The organism is Dactylosporangium sp. NPDC051541 (genome assembly GCF_044454505.1).
Taxonomy (GTDB): domain Bacteria; phylum Actinomycetota; class Actinomycetes; order Mycobacteriales; family Micromonosporaceae; genus Dactylosporangium.
Genome location: NZ_JBITDU010000009.1, coordinates 111,573 through 129,288, shown reverse-complemented (window position 1 = coordinate 129,288; position 17,716 = coordinate 111,573). Strand labels below are relative to the sequence as shown.

At 71.3% G+C, this 17,716-nt stretch carries 13 protein-coding genes; 11 read left to right on the top strand and 2 right to left on the bottom strand.

Annotation, left to right across the window (positions count from 1 at the left end):
• Positions 1-61 precede the first annotated feature (61 nt).
• The gene (locus ACIA8L_RS34795; protein WP_395911134.1) at positions 62-586 is read left to right on the top strand and encodes an adenine phosphoribosyltransferase; all 525 of its coding nucleotides are present in this window, start codon (positions 62-64) and stop codon (positions 584-586) included.
• A 104-nt stretch (positions 587-690) separates the two neighbouring features.
• On the top strand, positions 691-3,213 hold the full coding sequence (locus tag ACIA8L_RS34790) for a RelA/SpoT family protein (RefSeq protein ID WP_395911133.1): 2,523 nt from the start codon (positions 691-693) through the stop codon (positions 3,211-3,213).
• 143 nt (positions 3,214-3,356) lie between these two features.
• On the opposite strand, the gene ACIA8L_RS34785 is transcribed toward ACIA8L_RS34790, so the two are convergent.
• Both ACIA8L_RS34785 and ACIA8L_RS34780 read right to left on the bottom strand, forming a co-directional pair.
• Positions 3,357-4,232: a peptidylprolyl isomerase gene (locus tag ACIA8L_RS34785; RefSeq protein WP_395911131.1), complete on the bottom strand. Its 876-nt coding sequence runs from the start codon at positions 4,230-4,232 to the stop codon at positions 3,357-3,359.
• 39 nt (positions 4,233-4,271) lie between these two features.
• Positions 4,272-5,189 carry a peptidylprolyl isomerase gene (locus tag ACIA8L_RS34780; RefSeq protein ID WP_395911129.1) on the bottom strand — a complete coding sequence of 306 codons (918 nt, stop codon included), beginning with the start codon at positions 5,187-5,189 and terminating at the stop codon, positions 4,272-4,274.
• 166 nt (positions 5,190-5,355) lie between these two features.
• On the opposite strand from ACIA8L_RS34780, the gene ACIA8L_RS34775 reads away from it, so the two are divergent.
• From ACIA8L_RS34775 to ruvX, 9 genes are all read left to right on the top strand, one after another.
• Positions 5,356-6,027, top strand: coding sequence for an MBL fold metallo-hydrolase (locus ACIA8L_RS34775; RefSeq protein WP_395911127.1), 672 nt, complete (start codon positions 5,356-5,358; stop codon positions 6,025-6,027).
• 6 nt (positions 6,028-6,033) lie between these two features.
• Positions 6,034-7,359, top strand: coding sequence for a histidine--tRNA ligase (gene hisS, locus ACIA8L_RS34770; protein ID WP_395911125.1), 1,326 nt, complete (start codon positions 6,034-6,036; stop codon positions 7,357-7,359).
• Between the two features lie 40 nt (positions 7,360-7,399).
• Positions 7,400-9,235 (top strand): aspartate--tRNA ligase, encoded by a 1,836-nt coding sequence (aspS, locus tag ACIA8L_RS34765; RefSeq protein WP_395911123.1) that lies wholly within the window; start codon positions 7,400-7,402, stop codon positions 9,233-9,235.
• A 26-nt stretch (positions 9,236-9,261) separates the two neighbouring features.
• Positions 9,262-10,704: a replication-associated recombination protein A gene (locus ACIA8L_RS34760; protein WP_395911122.1), complete on the top strand. Its 1,443-nt coding sequence runs from the start codon at positions 9,262-9,264 to the stop codon at positions 10,702-10,704.
• 1,757 nt (positions 10,705-12,461) lie between these two features.
• Entirely contained in the window at positions 12,462-13,199 is a 738-nt protein-coding gene (locus tag ACIA8L_RS34755; protein WP_395911120.1) for a hypothetical protein, read from the top strand.
• A gap of 121 nt (positions 13,200-13,320) precedes the next feature.
• Complete coding sequence (locus ACIA8L_RS34750) at positions 13,321-13,767, top strand: DUF948 domain-containing protein (RefSeq protein ID WP_395911748.1); 447 nt, start codon at positions 13,321-13,323, stop codon at positions 13,765-13,767.
• Between the two features lie 58 nt (positions 13,768-13,825).
• Positions 13,826-14,092, top strand: a complete 267-nt coding sequence (locus ACIA8L_RS34745; protein ID WP_395911118.1) for a DUF6167 family protein — start codon at positions 13,826-13,828, stop codon at positions 14,090-14,092.
• On the top strand, positions 14,089-16,749 hold the full coding sequence (alaS, locus tag ACIA8L_RS34740; protein WP_395911117.1) for an alanine--tRNA ligase: 2,661 nt from the start codon (positions 14,089-14,091) through the stop codon (positions 16,747-16,749). The genes ACIA8L_RS34745 and alaS overlap by 4 nt, the downstream gene beginning before the upstream one ends.
• A gap of 498 nt (positions 16,750-17,247) precedes the next feature.
• Positions 17,248-17,715: a Holliday junction resolvase RuvX gene (gene ruvX, locus ACIA8L_RS34735; protein ID WP_395911116.1), complete on the top strand. Its 468-nt coding sequence runs from the start codon at positions 17,248-17,250 to the stop codon at positions 17,713-17,715.
• Position 17,716 lies beyond the last annotated feature (1 nt).

Below are 17,716 nucleotides of genomic sequence, written 5' to 3'. Positions count from 1 at the left end.
CTGTCAAAATGACGGGCGCCGCGATCAACGCGGCGCCCGTTCGTTTGTGTGAGGAGCGTTGGTGGAGATCGCCGAGCTGGTCGCGAGCAAGGTCCTGGACGTGCTGGACTTCCCGAAGCCGGGAGTGCTGTTCAAAGACCTGATGCCGCTGTTCGCCGACGGGCCGGCGTTCGCGGCCGCCATCGACGCGATCATCGCCGAGCACGGGGCGGAGCGCTTCGACGTCGTGGCCGGCATCGAGGCCCGCGGGTTCGTGATCGCCGCCGCGGTCGCCTATGCCACGGGCAAGGGTGTCGTGCCCGTGCGGAAGGCCGGCAAGCTGCCCCGCAAGACGGTGGCCGCGACCTACGCCCTGGAGTACGGCGAGGCGACCCTCGAGGTGCACGCCGACGCGTTCATCGCGGGGGAGCGGGTCCTGGTCGTGGACGACGTGCTTGCTACGGGGGGTACCGCCGCCGCCACGCTCGGTTTGGTGGAGCGGGCCGGGGGCACGGTGAGCGGCTTCAGCGTGCTTCTGGAGCTGGGGTTCCTGGAGGGGCGCGCGAAGCTGGCGGGACGCCCGGTTCATGCCCTCTTGACCGTCTGACAGCTGGTTTCCTGACGTTTCCAGGCCTCTGCGCTGACGAGCATTGTCGTGTGGGGCGGGTAAGCTTGCGGTTCGGAAACGTAGTCGGCGATGAGGAGCGGCCGGTGACCGGCGACATCGCACCCCCCATTGAGGGTACGGTCGACCACGTGCAGGATGAGCCGCAGGACGCCCGCGACACAGCCCCGCCGGAGACGGCGGAGGCGGGTGGCGTGGTGCTGCAGTTCCCGACGCCGCCGGGCACGCCCCAGCGCCGCGCGTCCGACCAGCCGTCCCAGCGCCGCACGCCCGAGGAGATCCTCGGCGAGGACACCGAGGACCTGACGGACGCCGCCGGCGGGGTCACCGGGGCCGTGGCCGGGTTCGTCGGGTCCGCGCCCACCGGCCGGCGCGTGCGGGCCCGCCTGGCCCGGTTCAACGCGCCCTGGCAGAGCCCCTCGCTCAGCGAGGTCCTCGAGCCGCTGATGGCCCAGCACAAGGCCAGCCACCCGAAGGCCGACATGCGGCTCCTGCAGCGGGCCTACGACATGGCGGAGCACTTCCACAAGGGGCAATACCGCAAGTCCGGCGACCCCTACATCACGCACCCGCTCGCCGTCGCCACCATCCTCGCCGACCTGGGCATGGACACCACCACGCTGGTGGCCGCCCTGCTGCACGACACCATCGAGGACACCGAATACACCATCGAGCGCATGCAGGTCGACTTCGGCGGCGAGGTCACGCTGCTCGTCGACGGCGTCACCAAGCTCGACAAGGTCAAGCTCGGCGACGCGGCCAAGGCCGAGACGATCCGCAAGATGGTCGTGGCGATGGCCAAGGACCCGCGGGTCCTGGTGATCAAGCTGGCCGACCGGCTGCACAACATGCGCACCCTGACCTTCCTGCCGCGGCCCAAGCAGGAGCAGAAGGCCAAGGAGACCCTGGAGATCCTGGCCCCGCTCGCGCACCGGCTCGGCATGAACACGATCAAGTGGGAGCTGGAGGACCTGGCGTTCCGCACGCTGTTCCCCAAGCGCTTCGACGAGATCAGCCGGCTGATCGCCGAGCACACCCCGCAGCGCGACTCGCTGCTGCGCAGCGTGACCCAGAAGGTCGCCAACGACCTGAAGACCTCGAAGATCAAGTCAGAGGTCACCGGGCGGCCGAAGCACCTCTACTCCGTCTACCAGAAGATGATCGTCCGGGGCCGCGACTTCGGTGACATCTACGACCTGGTCGGCGTGCGCATCCTGGTCGACACCGTCCGCGACTGCTACGCGGCCCTCGGCGTGATCCACGCGAACTGGCAGCCCGTGCCCGGCCGGTTCAAGGACTACATCGCCATGCCGAAGTTCAACATGTACCAGTCGCTGCACACGACGGTCATCGGACCCACCGGCAAGCCCGTCGAGCTGCAGATCCGCACCTACGCCATGCACCGCACGGCGGAGTACGGCATCGCGGCGCACTGGCGTTACAAGGAGACGAAGAACGCCACCATCGCCGGGCCGCCCGCGCACATCGACGAGATGACCTGGCTGCGGCAGCTGCTCGACTGGCAGCGGGAGGCGAGCGACCCGAGCGAGTTCCTCGACGCGCTCCGCTTCGACCTGTCCAGCCAGGAGGTCTACGTCTTCACGCCGAAGGGCGACGTGATCGCGCTGCCCACCGGCTCGACCCCGGTCGACTTCGCCTACGCCGTGCACACCGAGGTCGGTCACAAGTGCATCGGCGCCCGGGTCAACGGCAAGCTGGTCCCGCTGGAGAGCACGCTGTCCAACGGCGACGTCATCGAGATCTTCACGTCGAAGTCGGAGACGGCCGGCCCCACCCAGGACTGGCTCGGCTTCGTCAAGAGCCCCCGGGCCCGGACCAAGATCCGGCAGTACTTCAACAAGGAGCGCCGCGAGGAGGCGATCGAGGCCGGCAAGGAGGCGATCGTCAAGGCCATGCGCAAGCAGGGCCTGCCGCTGCAGCGCCTGCTGACCTCCGAGTCGCTCATGACCATCGCGCGCGAGCTGCACCTGGCCGACGTGGCCGCGCTGTATGCCGCGGTCGGCGACGGCCAGACCTCGGCCCAGTCGATCGTCCAACGCCTGGTGCAGGGCTACGGCGGCGAGGAGGGCGCGGTCGAGGACATCGCCGAGACCGCCATCCCGACCCGCCCGGCCCGCCCCCGCACCGCCGCCAGCGACCCCGGCGTCGAGGTCCTCGGCGTCGACGACGTCTGGATCAAGCTCGCCCGCTGCTGCACCCCGGTCCCCGGCGACGCCGTCTTCGGCTTCGTCACCCGCTCCGGCGGCGTCTCCGTCCACCGCGACGACTGCGCCAACGCGGCCGACCTCAAGGAGCAGCCGGAGCGCGTCCTGGAGGTCAGCTGGAAGCCGACCAGCGCCTCGACGTTCCTGGTCGCCATCCAGGTGGAGGCCCTGGACCGGCACAAACTCCTGGCCGACGTCACCCGGGTCCTGTCCGACGAGAAGGTCAACATCCTCTCGGCCACGGTGACGACGACCCGCGACCGGGTGGCGATCAGCCGGTTCAGCTTCGAGATGGCCGACCCGAAGCACCTCAACCACCTGCTGGCCGCCGTCCGCCGCATCGACGGCGTCTACGACGCCTACCGCGTCACCTCCGGCGCCTGACCGACCCGCCGGCCGAGGCACGGCCACGCCTCCGCACCGGCGGCGGGTGCGCGCGGCCGGGTGCGGGTCGAGCCGTTGCTGGTGGTGCGAAAAGGCCGCCCACCGGTGTGGTGGGCGGCCCTTCGAGCTCGCGGTGTCCCGGGTTACGGGGTGGGTGAGCTCATCGTCAGGGACTTGATGCGCACCTCGGTCTTCGGCTTGCCGTCGCTCGGCCCGGTGGACGGGTCCGCGGCCGGGGCCGAGGCGTCCGGGATGACGCCGGCGTCGGCGACCTTCTTGATCAGGTCAAGACCCTCGGTGACCCGGCCGATGACCGTGTAGTTGGCGTCCAGCTGGGCGATGTCCTTGTACACGATGAAGAACTGGCTGCCGGTCGAGGCCGGCTGGCCCGTGTTGGCCATGGCGACCACGCCCGCGCCGTAGGCCGGGCGCTTGCCCGTCGGCAGGTTCTCCTCCGCGTAGCGGTAGGAGGGGCCGCCGAAGCCGGTGCCGGAGGGGTCACCGCACTGCAGGACGTAGATGCTCTGCACCACGAGTCGGTGGCAGACGCTGTCGTTGAAGAAGTTCTTGCTGGCCAGATAGGTGAAACTTTCCGCGGTGCACGGGGCGTGGGCGGTGTCGACCTCGATCTTGACCGTGCCGACACTGGTGTCGAGGGTCATCGTCTGGGTGCCCGTGCGGGCCTCGCCGGAGGCCGGCGGCATGCCCACGTCCTTGGTGTTCTTCGCGGTCTCCGGGTCCGGCGACGCGCTGGCGCTCGGGTCGACCAGCGGCAGCCAGGTGCACTTGGTCGGGGTGGCCGAGGCGGACGGGTCGGCGGAGGCCTTGTCCTTGTCGTCGCCGCTGGTCACCGCGATGACCACCCACGCGGCCGCGAGCACCACGATCAGGGCGCCCGCTCCGGCGGCGATGATCGTGTTCCTACGGCGACGGCCGCGGGACTGCTCGGCCCGGTCGGCCATCTCCCGCTCCAGCCGCGCACGCGCGGCGGCGCGCTGACGGTCCCGGTTGGTGCTCACGGTTGGTACTCCTTGCTCAACAGGGATGGATTGGGAGTGTTACGAGTTGCTCGGGGCGCTGCTGGCGGCGGAGGGGGCCGCCGAGGCGGGCACGGACGCGCTCGTCGACGGGACGGGCTCGGGCTCCGCCGCCGGGTCGGTGTCGGTGACGGTCAGCGAGCTGATCTTCACCTCCTCCTTCGGCTTGCCGCCGCCGGGCGACGGGTCCAGGGAGCCGTCGTTGCCGGCCGCTCCGATCTTCGTCAGCACGTCGAGGCCGCCCGTGATGGTGCCGAAGATCGTGAAGTTGGGCGGGAGCTGCACGTCCTTGAAGACCAGGAAGAACTGGCTGCCGTTGGTGTTGGCGCCGGAGTTGGCCATGGCGAGGGTGCCGGCCGGGTAGAGCGCGCTCGACGCGGGCGGTGCGGCCGAGGGGTCGGCGGAGGCGCTCGGGTCGGCCGACGGGGCCGCCGCGGTGGGCAGGTTCTCGTCCGGGAACCGGTACTGCGGGCCGCCGCTGCCGGTGCCCGACGGGTCGCCGCACTGCAGCAGCGAGTCGGTCGCGCGGTGGCAGGTGGTGTTGTCGAAGAACTTCTTGCCCGCCAGGTAGGTGTAGCTGTTGACGGTGCACGGCGCCTTGCTCGGGTCGAGCTTCGCCGTCACCTTGCCCTGGCCCAGCGTGATCGTCATCGTCTTCACGCCGTTCTTGACGATGTCGCGGGACGGCGGCTTGCCGACGTCCACCAGGCCGGTGGCCGCGTCCGCACTCGTGTAGGCACACTCGTCGGCCTTCGCCGGAGCGGGAGAGAAGCCGCCGGTCTTCCAGATCACGACCACGACCAGCAATGCGAGCACCACGGCACTGCCGATGCCCGCCTGCCACTGACGGCGGCGCCGCGCCGCGGCCGCCCTCCGGGCAATCTGCCGCTCGGTCTTGGCCCGCGCCAGAGCGCGCTGCCGAGTCTTACTGGAAGCCACCTGTGCTCCCCTCCAGGAAAAAACATTTGGGTGCCATGTCACACGCCCGCCAGAGTGTACGGGTAGAACCCGGAATGCGGGTCGCCGCCCGGTCACGGTTCGCTGTGGCTGACCTCCGGATAGGGTCTAGCAGGATATTGGCAGGACATCGACAGGGAGGAACGCCGTGCTGGTTGCCGGGTTCCCCGCCGAGGCGTTCGGGACCAACTGCTTCGTCGTGGCCCCCGGGCCGGGCGAGCAGTGCGTGGTCATCGACCCGGGCATCGGGGTGACGGACCGCTTGGACGAGGTGCTCGCCGAGCATCGTCTCCAGCCCGCGGCGGTGCTGCTGACGCATGGTCACCTCGACCATACGTTCTCGGTGACGCCGGTCTGCGGCGCCCGCGGCATCACCGCATACATCCACCCCGACGACGCCGAGATGCTGGCCGACCCGGCCAAAGGACTCAGCACCGACCTCACCGCGCTGTTCGGCGGGCGGCTGGAGTGGAGCGAGCCGGAGGACGTGGCGCCGCTGGAGGACGGCCTGGTGCTGAAGATCGCCGGGCTGGAGCTCCTCGTCGACCACGCGCCCGGCCACACTCGCGGCTCCGTGATGTTCCGGAGCCCTGAGCTCTGTTTCTCGGGCGATGTGCTCTTCAAGGACTCGATCGGCCGCACCGACCTGCCCGGCGGCAGCCTCGAGCAGATGATGGCGAGCCTGCGGGACAAGGTGCTGACGCTGCCGGACGAGATGGTCGTGCTGCCCGGGCACGGCCCCGAGACGACCATCGGCCGCGAGCGGGCCCGCAACCCTTATCTCCGTGAGGCGCTCGAGGCGCCGCGTAAAGGCTGGTAGACACCCATGACCCGACCTACGCCGCTGTCCGGCTTCCCGGAGTGGCTCCCCGCGCAGCGCGTCGCCGAGCAGCAGGTGCTCGACCGGCTGCGCCGCACCTTCGAGCTCTACGGTTTCGCGTCCCTGGAGACCCGGGCGGTCGAGCCCCTCGACCAGCTCCTGCGCAAGGGCGAGACCTCGAAGGAGGTGTACACCCTGCGGCGGCTCCAGGCCCAAGAGGGTGAGGAGGAGCAGAGCCTGGGGTTGCACTTCGATCTGACCGTTCCGTTCGCCCGTTACGTGCTGGAAAATGCCGGTAAGTTGCAGTTCCCCTTCCGGCGGTACCAGATCCAGAAGGTGTGGCGGGGCGAGAAGCCGCAGGCCGGTCGCTATCGCGAGTTCCTGCAGGCCGACATCGACATCGTCGACCGGGACACCCTCCCGCCCCACTATGAGGCCGAGATCCCCCTGGTCATCGGCGACGCGCTGCGCTCGCTGCCGATTCCGCCGGTCAAGATCATGGTGAACAACCGCAAGCTCTGCGAGGGGTTCTACCGCGGTCTCGGCCTGGAGGATCCCGAGGAAATCCTTAGAATAGTCGACAAACTGGACAAGATCGGCCCGAACGCCGTCGCGCAGCTCATCGTGGCCGCCGGCGGGTCCGAGGCCCAGGCCAAGGACTGCCTCGCCCTCGCCGAGATCCGGTCCCAGGACGCGTCCTTCGCCGACGCCGTCCGGGCGCTCGGCGTCGAGCACCCGCTGCTGGAGGAGGGCGTCGCCGAGCTCACCGCGGTCGTGGAGACGGCCCGGGAGCACAGCCCGGGCCTGGTCGAGGCCACCCTGAAGATCGCTCGCGGGCTCGACTACTACACCGGCACCGTCTACGAGACCGAGCTCGTCGGCTACGAGCAGTACGGCTCCATCTGCTCCGGCGGCCGCTACGACAACCTCGCCAGCGCCGGCAAGGACGTCTTCCCCGGCGTCGGCATCTCCATCGGCGTCTCCCGCCTGCTCGGCCTGCTCTTCGAGGCCGGTGCGCTGAGCGTCAGCCGGCCCACCCCGACCGCGGTGCTCGTCGCGCTGTGGAGCGAAGAGGAGCGGGCGGCCAGCAACCGCATCGCCGCCGCTCTGCGCAGCCGCGGGATCGCCACCGAGGTGGCCCCCGTCCCGGCCAAGCTGGGCAAGCAGATCCGCTACGCGGAGCGCCGCGGGATCCCCTACGTCTGGTTCCCGGCCAGCGCCTCGGCCGAGGGCGGCGACCAGGTCAAGGACATCCGCTCCGGCGACCAGGGGCCCGCGTCCAGCGAAGAGTGGATCCCCCCGGCCGAGGACATGGCGCCGCGGCTGCAGTGAAAGAATGGGCCGTCTTGCGTAGTTCGCCGAAGGAGACCCCGTGATCCGATCCCATCAGTCCGGCTCCCTGCGGGACGCCGACACCGGAACGACCGTGACGCTGGCCGGCTGGGTGGCCCGCCGCCGCGACCACGGCGGGGTCATCTTCGTCGACCTGCGCGACGCCTCCGGCGTGGTCCAGGTGGTGTTCCGCGAGGAGATGCAGGCCGCGCACGCGCTGCGCAACGAGTACTGCGTGCTCGTCACCGGCGAGGTGCGGGCCCGGCCGGCCGGCAACGAGAACCCCGACCTGCCCACCGGCGCGGTCGAGGTCGTCGCGACCAGCCTCGAGGTGCTCTCCGAGGCCGCGCCGCTGCCGCTGCCGATCGACGACGGCGAGGCCGCCAGCGACGACGTGCGCTACCGCTACCGCTATCTCGACCTGCGCCGCGCCGGCCCGCACAAGGCGATGAAGCTGCGCAGCCGGGCCAATCAGATCGCCCGCAACCTGCTCGCCGACCGCGACTTCGTCGAGGTCGAGACGCCGACCCTGACCCGGTCCACGCCGGAGGGCGCCCGCGACTTCCTGGTGCCCGTCCGGCTGCAGCCCGGCACCTGGTATGCGCTGCCCCAGTCGCCGCAGCTGTTCAAGCAGCTGCTGATGGTCGGCGGCCTGGAGCGGTATTACCAGATCGCCCGCTGCTACCGCGACGAAGGCTTCCGGGCCGACCGCCAGCCGGAGTTCACCCAGCTCGACATCGAGATGTCGTTCGTCACCCAGGACGACATCATCGAGCTCGGCGAGGCGATCGTCCGCTCGCTCTGGTCCGACCTGGCCGGGCACGAGATCGTCGGTGCCATCCCGCACCTGACCTGGCACGAGGCCCTGGCCCGCTACGGCTCCGACAAGCCCGACCTGCGTTACTCCGTCGAGCTGACCGAGCTGACCGAATACCTGCGCGGCACCGAGTTCCGGGTCTTCGCCGGCGCGATCGACGCGGGCGGCTACGTCGGCGCGGTCGTGATGCCCGGCGGCGCCGCGCAGACCCGCAAGGAGCTCGACGGCTGGCAGGACTGGGCCAAGGCGCGTGGCGCGAAGGGCCTGGCCTACGTGGTCCTGGACGCCTCCACCGGCGAGGCCCGCGGCCCCGTGGCCAAGAACCTGTCCGAGTCGCACCTGGCCGGCCTGGCCGACTTCGTCGGGGCCAAGCCCGGCGACGCCGTCTTCTTCGCCGCCTCGACCGAGCGGCGCGAGGCCCAGGAGCTGCTCGGCGCGGCCCGCGTCGAGATCGCCAAGCGGGCCAAGCTGATCGACGAGAATGCCTGGGCGTTCTGCTGGATCGTCGACGCGCCGATGTTCGAGCCGACCGACCCCGAGGCCGGCGGCACCGGCGGCGGGGCCAAGGGCTGGACCGCGGTGCACCACCCGTTCACCTCGCCCAACCGGGAGTGGATCGAGAAGTTCGAGGAGTCCCCGGGCGAGGCCCTGGCCTACGCCTACGACATCGTCTGCAACGGCAACGAGATCGGCGGCGGCTCCGTCCGTATCCACCGCGGCGACGTGCAGCGGCGGGTCTTCGACATCCTCGGCATCACGCCCGACGACGCCGCCGACAAGTTCGGCTTCCTGCTCGAGGCGTTCAAGTACGGCCCGCCCCCGCACGCGGGCATCGCCTTCGGCTGGGACCGCATCTGCATGCTGCTGGCCGGGGCCGACTCGATCCGCGAGGTCATCGCGTTCCCGAAGACCGGTGGCGGCTACGACCCGCTGACCGGCGCGCCCACGCCGATCACCAAGGAGCAGCGGGCCGAGGCCGGCGTCGACGCCAAGCCGAAGGCCGCCGCGCCCGCGACGGCGACGGCGACGGACCAGGTTCCGGTCGAGAAGTCGAAGTAAGTTACCGACCTGTAGGGTCGGGGGCCGTGGACGGCTTGTTCGAGGTTCAACCAACCGGTGACGGCGACGTATCCCCAGCTGGGAGCGGCGCCGTCACCGGCGGCTTCACCGATGTGGCGGCGGACGCACCCCTCGCGGTGCGGATGCGCCCGGCCACGCTCGACGAGCTCGTCGGCCAGCAGCACCTGCTCGCCCCCGGCGCCCCGCTGCGCCAGCTCGTCGGCGGCGCCTCGCCGATGTCGGTGATCCTCTGGGGCCCGCCCGGCTCCGGCAAGACCACCATCGCCCACCTCGTCGCCGGGGCCACCGACCGCAACTTCGTCGCCCTCTCGGCCCTGTCGGCCGGCGTCAAGGACGTCCGCGCGGTCATCGACACGGCCCGCAAGGAGCGCCGCCGCGGCGGCCCGCCGACCGTGCTGTTCATCGACGAGGTCCACCGCTTCAGCAAGACCCAGCAGGACTCGCTGCTGGCCGCCGTCGAGGACCGCACGGTGACGCTGCTCGCGGCTACCACCGAGAACCCCTACTTCTCGGTCATTTCGCCACTGCTCTCGCGCTGTGTCCTGCTCACCCTGCAGCCGCTCACCGACGACGACGTGCGCACCCTCCTGCGCCGGGCGGTCACCGACGCCCGCGGGCTGGACGGCGCCGTGGTTCTCGAAGCCGATGCCGAAGCTCATCTGGTACGGCTGGCCGGTGGCGACGTCCGCAAAGCGCTCACGGCCCTGGAGGCGGCCGCGGGCGCCGCGATCGCGCAGGACATCCCCAGCGTCGACCTGGCCACCGCCGAGAAGGCCGTCGACGTGGCCGCCCTGCGCTACGACCGCGACGGCGACGAGCACTACGACGTGGTCAGCGCCTTCATCAAGAGCATCCGCGGCTCCGACGTCGACGCCGCCCTGCACTACCTGGCCCGCATGATCAGCGCGGGGGAGGACGCCCGGTTCATCGCCCGCCGCATGGTCATCTCGGCCAGCGAGGACATCGGCCTGGCCGACCCGACCGCGCTGCCGATCGCGACGGCCGCCGCCCACGCCGTGGAGTACGTCGGCCTCCCCGAGGTCCAGATCGTCCTGGCCCAGGCCGTTATTCATCTCGCGCTCGCCCCGAAGTCCAATGCGGTGGTAGCCGCGATCGGCGCCGCGATGCAGGATGTGCGAGCGGGACACGGTGGTGCAGTTCCTGCGCATTTACGCGATTCGCACTACAAGGGGGCGAGCCGGGTCGGGCACGGCAAGGGGTACAAGTACCCTCACGACGACCCCCGGGGTGTAGTTCACCAGCAGTACGCCCCGGAAGGGGTCAGCGACCGGGAGTACTACCGCCCGACGGGCCATGGCGCAGAGCGCGCGGTGGCGGAACGATTGCCGAAACTGCGGCGTATCGTGCGTGGGACTGGGGCGTCTGGGACCCACGGGGCGGGTGACGCTTCGGAACCGACCAGCAGCACGGAGGAGCGGCACCGGTGACGGACGAGGCCAAGAAGCGGCGCGGCCGCGGCAAGGCCGGCCCCGGCCCGTCCGCGGACGCCGAGCTCGGCTGGCTGGCCGAGCTCCGCAGCGCCGGCAGTGACCAGGCCGACGAGTTCGCCGGTTCTTCATCCTCGACCGCCCCCGCGGACGTACTCGACGGAGTGAATCCCCGCCGACCGGTCCCGCCCCAGTCCCGCGGCGGCGACCAGCCCCCCAACACCCGGACCCGCGCCGGCCGCGGCCGCCCGGCGGGCGAACCCGCAGCCCCGCCGGCCTTCGTGCCACCACCGGACGGCCCCACCACCGAGGCGATGCCGACCTGGCGCCCCCCGCGCGACGTTTTGCGCGAGGCCACCGATCCCCGCACGGCACCACCGCCGTCCGCGGCCGCGTCACCTGCGTCACCACCACCCATGGCACCACCACCCATGGCACCGCCACCCACGGCGCCCCCGTCCGCACCGCCGAAACCGGACGCGACCGAGGTCTGGCGCCTGCCCCGCGACGCCGCCCGCGAGTCCACCTCCGGCTCCCGCCCGGCCGCGCCGCCCGACCAGTGGCGCGAGTCGCCGTCGGGGTCCCGCCCGGCCGCCCCCGGCGAGCAGCGGCGCGAGTCCCAGTCGGGGTCCCGTCCGGCGGCCCCGGCCGAGTCGTGGCGTGAATCCCCGTCGGGCTCGCGTCCCGCCGGTCGGCCGGGGGAGAACAACGAACCGTGGGGTGACTCGCCGCCCGGTCCCGGCGCGGACTCGGACCGCGGACATCACGACACCGGCCGGCACGAGTCGCGGAGCCGCCGGACCGCCCGCGAGATGGCCGCCTCGTGGGAAGCTACCGCCGCGGCGACCCTGGGACCCGCCGCACCACCGCCACCGCCGGCCGGGTTCGCGCCGCCGGGTGCTTCGCCGCCGCCGCGATCCCGCCGGTCGGACGTTGCACGGACCACCGCCCAGCCACCCGCCGGTTCGATGCCGCCGGCCGGTTCGCCGCCGCCCGGGTCGCGCCGGTCGGACGGTTCGCAGCCGGGCGGTCAGCCGCCGGCCGGGTCCATGCCGCCGGCCGTGTCCGCGCCGCAAGCCAGGTCCACGCCGCCCGCCGATGCACCGCCGTTCGCCCCGCCGCCGGGCGATGGGCCGCCGTTCGCCGCGCCGCCGGGTGACGCGCCGCAGGCCCGCGGCGGTCGTCGGCGTGCGCGGGATGCCGAGTTCGAGTCGCCTACGGGGAGCCGCCGGGCCTCGCACGCCATGCCTGAGCCACGTCAGGGTGAGAGCGAGTCGCGCACCGGCGGCCGCCCGGCCGATCCCGGTCGCGGCGGGCGGCGGCACGCGGCCGAACCCGACGAGCCCGGCGCGTTCCAGGCCCTCCAGAATCCGCAGGGGGCACAGGGCCCTCAAGCCTCCGGTCCCCGTATGCCGGACACGCGTGGCAACGACCCGCGCACCGGCGACGTTCGCGGTGGTGAGCCGCGGACCGGTGACGTTCGCGGTGGCGAGCCGCGCACTGGTGATGTTCGCGGCGGTGAGCCGCGCACCGGCGATGTTCGCGGCGGTGGGCCGCGGCATGGTGGGCCCGGCGATGGGCGTGGGCCCGGGCGCGGTTCGCAGGGTGGGTCCGGTGGACGTGGTGGGCAAGGGCGGCCCGGGGGGTCCGGCGGACCTAACGGACCCGGTGGTGGACCGGGGCGGGCGGGACCGTTCGGGAACGGGCGGGCGCCCGGGGGGCAGTTCCAAGGGGACGGGCCGCCGGCCAAGCCGTTCGTGGACCTGGCGCGGTTCGATCCCAACCCGGTGACGTTCCGGGGACAGGCCAGTTCGCCGGCGGCGGTGGTGGACTGGGAGGGCCAGACCCAGATCGCGCCGTTCGGGCTGCTGCAGCGGGCTCAGGTCAAACGGGTCCGGCAGCTGCGATACGCGACCATCATCTTTCTGGTGCTGGCCGTCATCGGCGCGCCGGCCGCGTTCTTCGTCATCCGGGAACTGTCGCGGGACCCCGTGTTCGCGGAGCTCGACGAATTGAACCTGCCGGAGTGGGCGGCGCGGAATCCGACCGACGGTGCCGTCGGCAGCCGGTGGTGCATCAATGAGTGCCGGTCGCGGCAGCGCACGTGGGAGTCGGCGCGGGGGCCGGACGAGACCAACCGGGCGTTCGTCGGGAAGCTGCGCGACGCCGGATGGGTCGAGTGGGACATTCCGGACTGTCAGGCCGAGGGCGTGGACGGGATCGAGACCTGCTGGCAGCGCGACGAGTATGTGCTGGACCTGTGGGTCCGGGCGGCCGTCTGCGATGTGAAGGGGGCGCGGCCGACGATCAGCCCGGCGCCGCCCGCGGGGAAGACCCCGACGGCCAAGGCGTCCGCGAAAGCGCCGTCCGCGGCCCCCTCGGAAGGGGACGCGAACGGCGCACCGACCACGATCTGTCCGCTCGCGGTTACGACCATCAAAGTTTTCAACCGCATAAGTTACGACCCCGGCGGCGGTGGGCAACCGGGCCCGTGACAAGAACGCGCGAGTGAACGCGCAGAAGTGCGCCGGTCGAAGCGCGGCAATGCATCACGGAGGGTAGGGTTCCTCCGTTGGAATCACGCATTCATGCGGGTTGAGGAGGCTTGGCGTGACCGTGTCCCTGGGCGGTATTGCGGCGCTGGTGGCGTCGGGTGGGTTCTTCGTGCTCGTGCTCGTGCTGGCGGTGCCGATTCTGCGCGTGCGCAAGACGATCGACGCGGCCACCGGCGCACTGCAGGACGCCGCGCATCAGACCACGCCCATGCTGGAGCGGGTCAACACCACCATCGACAATGTGAACGTTGCCCTGACGCAGGTCCACACGACGCTGGACGGGGTCAACATGCAGCTCGCGCGGATCGACACCATCACGGAAAACGTGTCGCATGTCAGCGCGAACGTTGCGAACCTGTCAACGGTGGTCAGCGCGGCCGCGGCGAACCCGTTGGTGAAGGTGGCCGCGTTCGGCTACGGCGTGCGCAAGGCCGCGGCCAACCGGCGCAGTGCCGCCGACGAGGCCGAGGTCCGCGAGCAGATCAAGCAGCGGCGCAAGCGCACCTGATCACAGCACCATCTACAGGCAGTACCACCGGAAAAACGAGATAGGGAAGGGTTGAGCCATGCGGCGTCTGCTGTGGCTCGGTATCGGGCTGGCCGTCGGAGCACTGGTGGTCCGGGCGGTGACCAAGAAGGCTCAGGCCTTCACCCCGCAGGGCCTCGCCGCGTCGGCGCGTGACTCGGCCGCAGGGATCGCCGCCGGAGTGCGCAACTTCGTCGACGACGTGCGTGGCGGCATGGCCGAGCGTGAAGCCGAGATCCAGGCGGCGTTCGCCGACCACCTGACCCTTGACGAAGATCTGTACCCGGAAGGCCGGCAGCACGGATGAGAACCGCCGAGATCAAGCGACGCTTCCTCAGCCACTTCGAGGCGAACGGGCACACCGTCGTCCCCTCGGCCCCGCTGCCGGCCATCGCCGACCCCAACCTGCTGTTCATCAACGCCGGCATGGTCCAGTTCGTGCCGTTCTTCCTGGGCCAGCGCACCCCGCCCTACTCGCGGGCCGCGAGCGTGCAGAAGTGCATCCGCACGCCCGACATCGACGAGGTCGGCAAGACCAGCCGGCACGGCACGTTCTTCCAGATGAACGGCAACTTCAGCTTCGGCGACTACTTCAAGGAAGACGCCATCCGGCTGGCCTGGCAGCTGTCGACCAAGCCGGTCACCGAGGGCGGCTTCGGGCTGGACCCGGAGCGGATCTGGGCCACCGTCTACCTCGACGACGACGAGGCCATCGGCATCTGGAAGCGCACCGGCCTGCCGGCCGAGCGGATCGTGCGCCGCGGCAAGAAGGACAACTTCTGGTCGATGGGCATCCCCGGCCCGGCCGGACCGTGCTCGGAGCTCTACTACGACCGCGGCGACGCCTACGGCAAGGCCGGCGGCCCGGAGGTCGACGAGGACCGCTACCTGGAGTACTGGAACCTCGTCTTCATGCAGCACGAGATCACCAACGTGCGGTCGAAGGAAGTCTTCGACATCGTCGGTGACCTGCCGAACAAGAACATCGACACCGGCATGGGCCTGGAGCGGATCGCCTCCCTGCTGCAGGGCGTCGACAACCTCTACGAGATCGACGAGGTCAAGCCGATCCTGGCCAAGGCGGCCGAACTCACCGGGAAGCACTACGGCCAGGCCGTCTCGCACATCGCCGCCGAGTCGCACCCCGACGACGTGCGGCTGCGCGTCATCGCCGACCACGTGCGCACCGCGCTGATGGTCATCTCCGACGGCGTCATCCCGTCCAACGAGGGCCGCGGGTACGTGCTGCGCCGGATCCTGCGCCGCGCGATCCGCTCGATGCGCCTGCTCGGCTGGCAGGAGGGCCCGGCGCTGCCGCTGCTGCTGCCGATCGCCCGCGACTGCATGGCCCCGTCATACCCCGAGGTCGCCGAGGAGTACGACCGGATCTCGCAGTACGCCTACGGCGAGGAGGAGCGCTTCCTGCAGACCCTCAACGCCGGCACCACGATCCTCGACCAGGCCATCACCGAGACGAAGTCGTCGAAGCGGCAGCAGCTCGCCGGGGACAAGGCGTTCCAGCTGCACGACACCTACGGCTTCCCGATCGACCTGACCCTGGAGATCGCGGCCGAGCAGGGCCTCGAGGTCGACCAGGACGGCTTCCGCCGGCTCATGGCCGAGCAGCGGGCCAACGCCAAGGCCGACGCCCAGGCCCGCAAGACCGGCCACGCCGACCTGTCCGCCTACCGCGCCGCGCTGGAGGAGGGCGGCCCGGTCGAGTTCACCGGCTACCGCGAGACCGTCCGTGAGTCCCGGGTCCGGTCGCTGCTCGGCGCCAAGGTCGCGGGGGAGGGCGACGAGGTCTCACTGGTCCTCGACGCGACCCCGTTCTACGCCGAGAGCGGCGGCCAGCTCGCCGACTCCGGCTTCATCACGCTCGGCGGCGGCAAGGTCGAGGTCCTCGACGTCCAGTCCCCGCTGCCCGGCCTGATCGTGCACCGGGCCAGGGTCGTGGCCGGCGAGGTCCACCCCGGCGACACCGCGTTCGCCGAGATCGACATCGACCGCCGCCGCGCGGTCTCCCGGGCCCACACCGCGACCCACCTGATCCACCAGACGATGCGCAACTTCCTCGGCGAGTCGGCGACCCAGGCGGGCTCGCTCAACGCCCCGGGCCGCCTGCGCTTCGACTTCAACACCCCGGGCGCCGTCCCGGCCAGCGTCCTGCACGACGTGGAGCAGCAGGTCAACGAGGTCCTCCTGCGCGACCTGCTGGTCCACGCCTTCATCACCACGCAGGAAGAGGCCCGCAAGATCGGCGCCATGGCCCTCTTCGGCGAGAAGTACGGCGACGAGGTCCGCGTCGTCGAGGTCGGCGACTACGCCCGCGAACTGTGCGGCGGCACGCACGTCGAGCGGTCCGCCCAGCTCGGCCTGGTGAAGATCCTCTCGGAGGCGTCGGTCGGCTCCGGTGTCCGCCGGGTCGAGGCCCTCGTCGGCCTGGACGCGTTCAGCCACCTGGCCCGCGAGCACGTGCTCGTGTCCCGCCTGGCCGAGCTCTTCCGCGTCCCCGGCGACCAGGTCGCCGACCGCGTCGAGCAGACCGTCGCCCAGCTCCGCGACGCCGAGCGGGAGCTGGAGAAGCTGCGCACCCAGGTCGTCCTGGCCGGCGCCGGCGCCCTGGCCGAGGGGGCCCGCGACGTGCACGGCATCGCGTTCGTCGGCACCGAGGCCCCGGAGGGCACGTCGGCCAACGAGGTGCGCACCCTGGTCCAGGAGATCCGCGGCCGCATCCCGGCCGACCGCCCGGCCGTCGTCGCCGTGACGTCCCGCGCGGGCGGCAAGGCGTCACTGGTCGTGGCCGTCAACGCGGCCGGCAAGGACCGCGGCCTGAAGGCCGGCGACCTGGTGAAGGGCGCCCTGTCCGGACGCGGCGGCGGCAACGCCGACCTGGCCCAGGGCGGCGGCGTCCCGGCCGCCGAAGCCCCGAACCTGCTGACCGCAGTGGAAAAAGCGCTGTAAAGCGGCTTGCTCGGGTCCGCGTCACCTGCGGACCGCCGCTCCCGCCAGACAACGGGGCCGGGGCCCAGCATTCGCTGGCCCTGGCCCCTTCCGGGTCCGCGGTGCGTCAACGCGATAAGTCGGCCGCGGTGCGTCAACGCGATAAGTCGGCCGCGGTGCGTCAACGCGATAAGTCGGCCGCGGTGCGTCAACGCGATAAGTCGGGCGCGGTGCGTCAACGCGATAAGTCGGGCGCTGCGCGCCCGAGACTTATCGGACATTTCACGAAATTGCAGTATCTCGCAACGGTCGTGACTTCCTCGAAATCCGGAAAGTCCGGCATAGTCCACGACTGGGCGACAAGCGGGGCGATCGGTGTGTCGGACCGTGACGGGGTGCGCACGGGGCGGAAAACCCCGTGCGGACAACGGTTTAAGTGCGCCTTAGGTCTCGCTTGCGGGGCACACTCGGAAGCCGGGGGTAGCGCGCCGAAGTGCTCGAAGCGGTTATCGTGCGCTTGTGGAGCAATGGACCCGGGGACGACGCCTCGGCATCGACGTGGGGTCGGTGCGCGTCGGCGTGGCCGCCTGTGATCCTGACGGCATCCTCGCCAGCCCGGTGGCCACCGTGGCGCGCGACCAGAAGCCGGAGCCGGACCGGGTCCCGTCCGACATCGTGGAAATTCTGCGGTACGCCGGTGAGTACGAGGCCGTGGAGCTCGTCGTCGGCCTGCCCATCAACCTGGCCGGGCAAGAGGGGCCGGCGGCCGCTTCGATCAGGCAATACGCGAACCGGCTGGCCGAGCTGGCGGCACCCGTGCCCGTCGTGCTGACGGACGAGAGGATGTCGACCGCGGCGGCAACCCGTAGGCTGTCCGAGCGCGGCGTCCGAGGCAGACGCCAGCGCGCGGTCGTCGACCAGGCGGCCGCCGTGGAGATCCTGCAGCGCTGGCTCGACGCCAGACGCGCCGGAGCGGTTCGTGGCTGAG

Bases quoted from the DNA above. Each gene is read 5' to 3' on its own strand.
- alaS (WP_395911117.1), top strand. From the start codon at position 14,089: ATGAGAACCGCCGAGATCAAGCGACGCTTCCTCAGCCACTTCGAGGCG.
- hisS (WP_395911125.1), top strand. From the start codon at position 6,034: ATGACCCGACCTACGCCGCTGTCCGGCTTCCCGGAGTGGCTCCCCGCG.
- ACIA8L_RS34745 (WP_395911118.1), top strand. From the start codon at position 13,826: ATGCGGCGTCTGCTGTGGCTCGGTATCGGGCTGGCCGTCGGAGCACTG.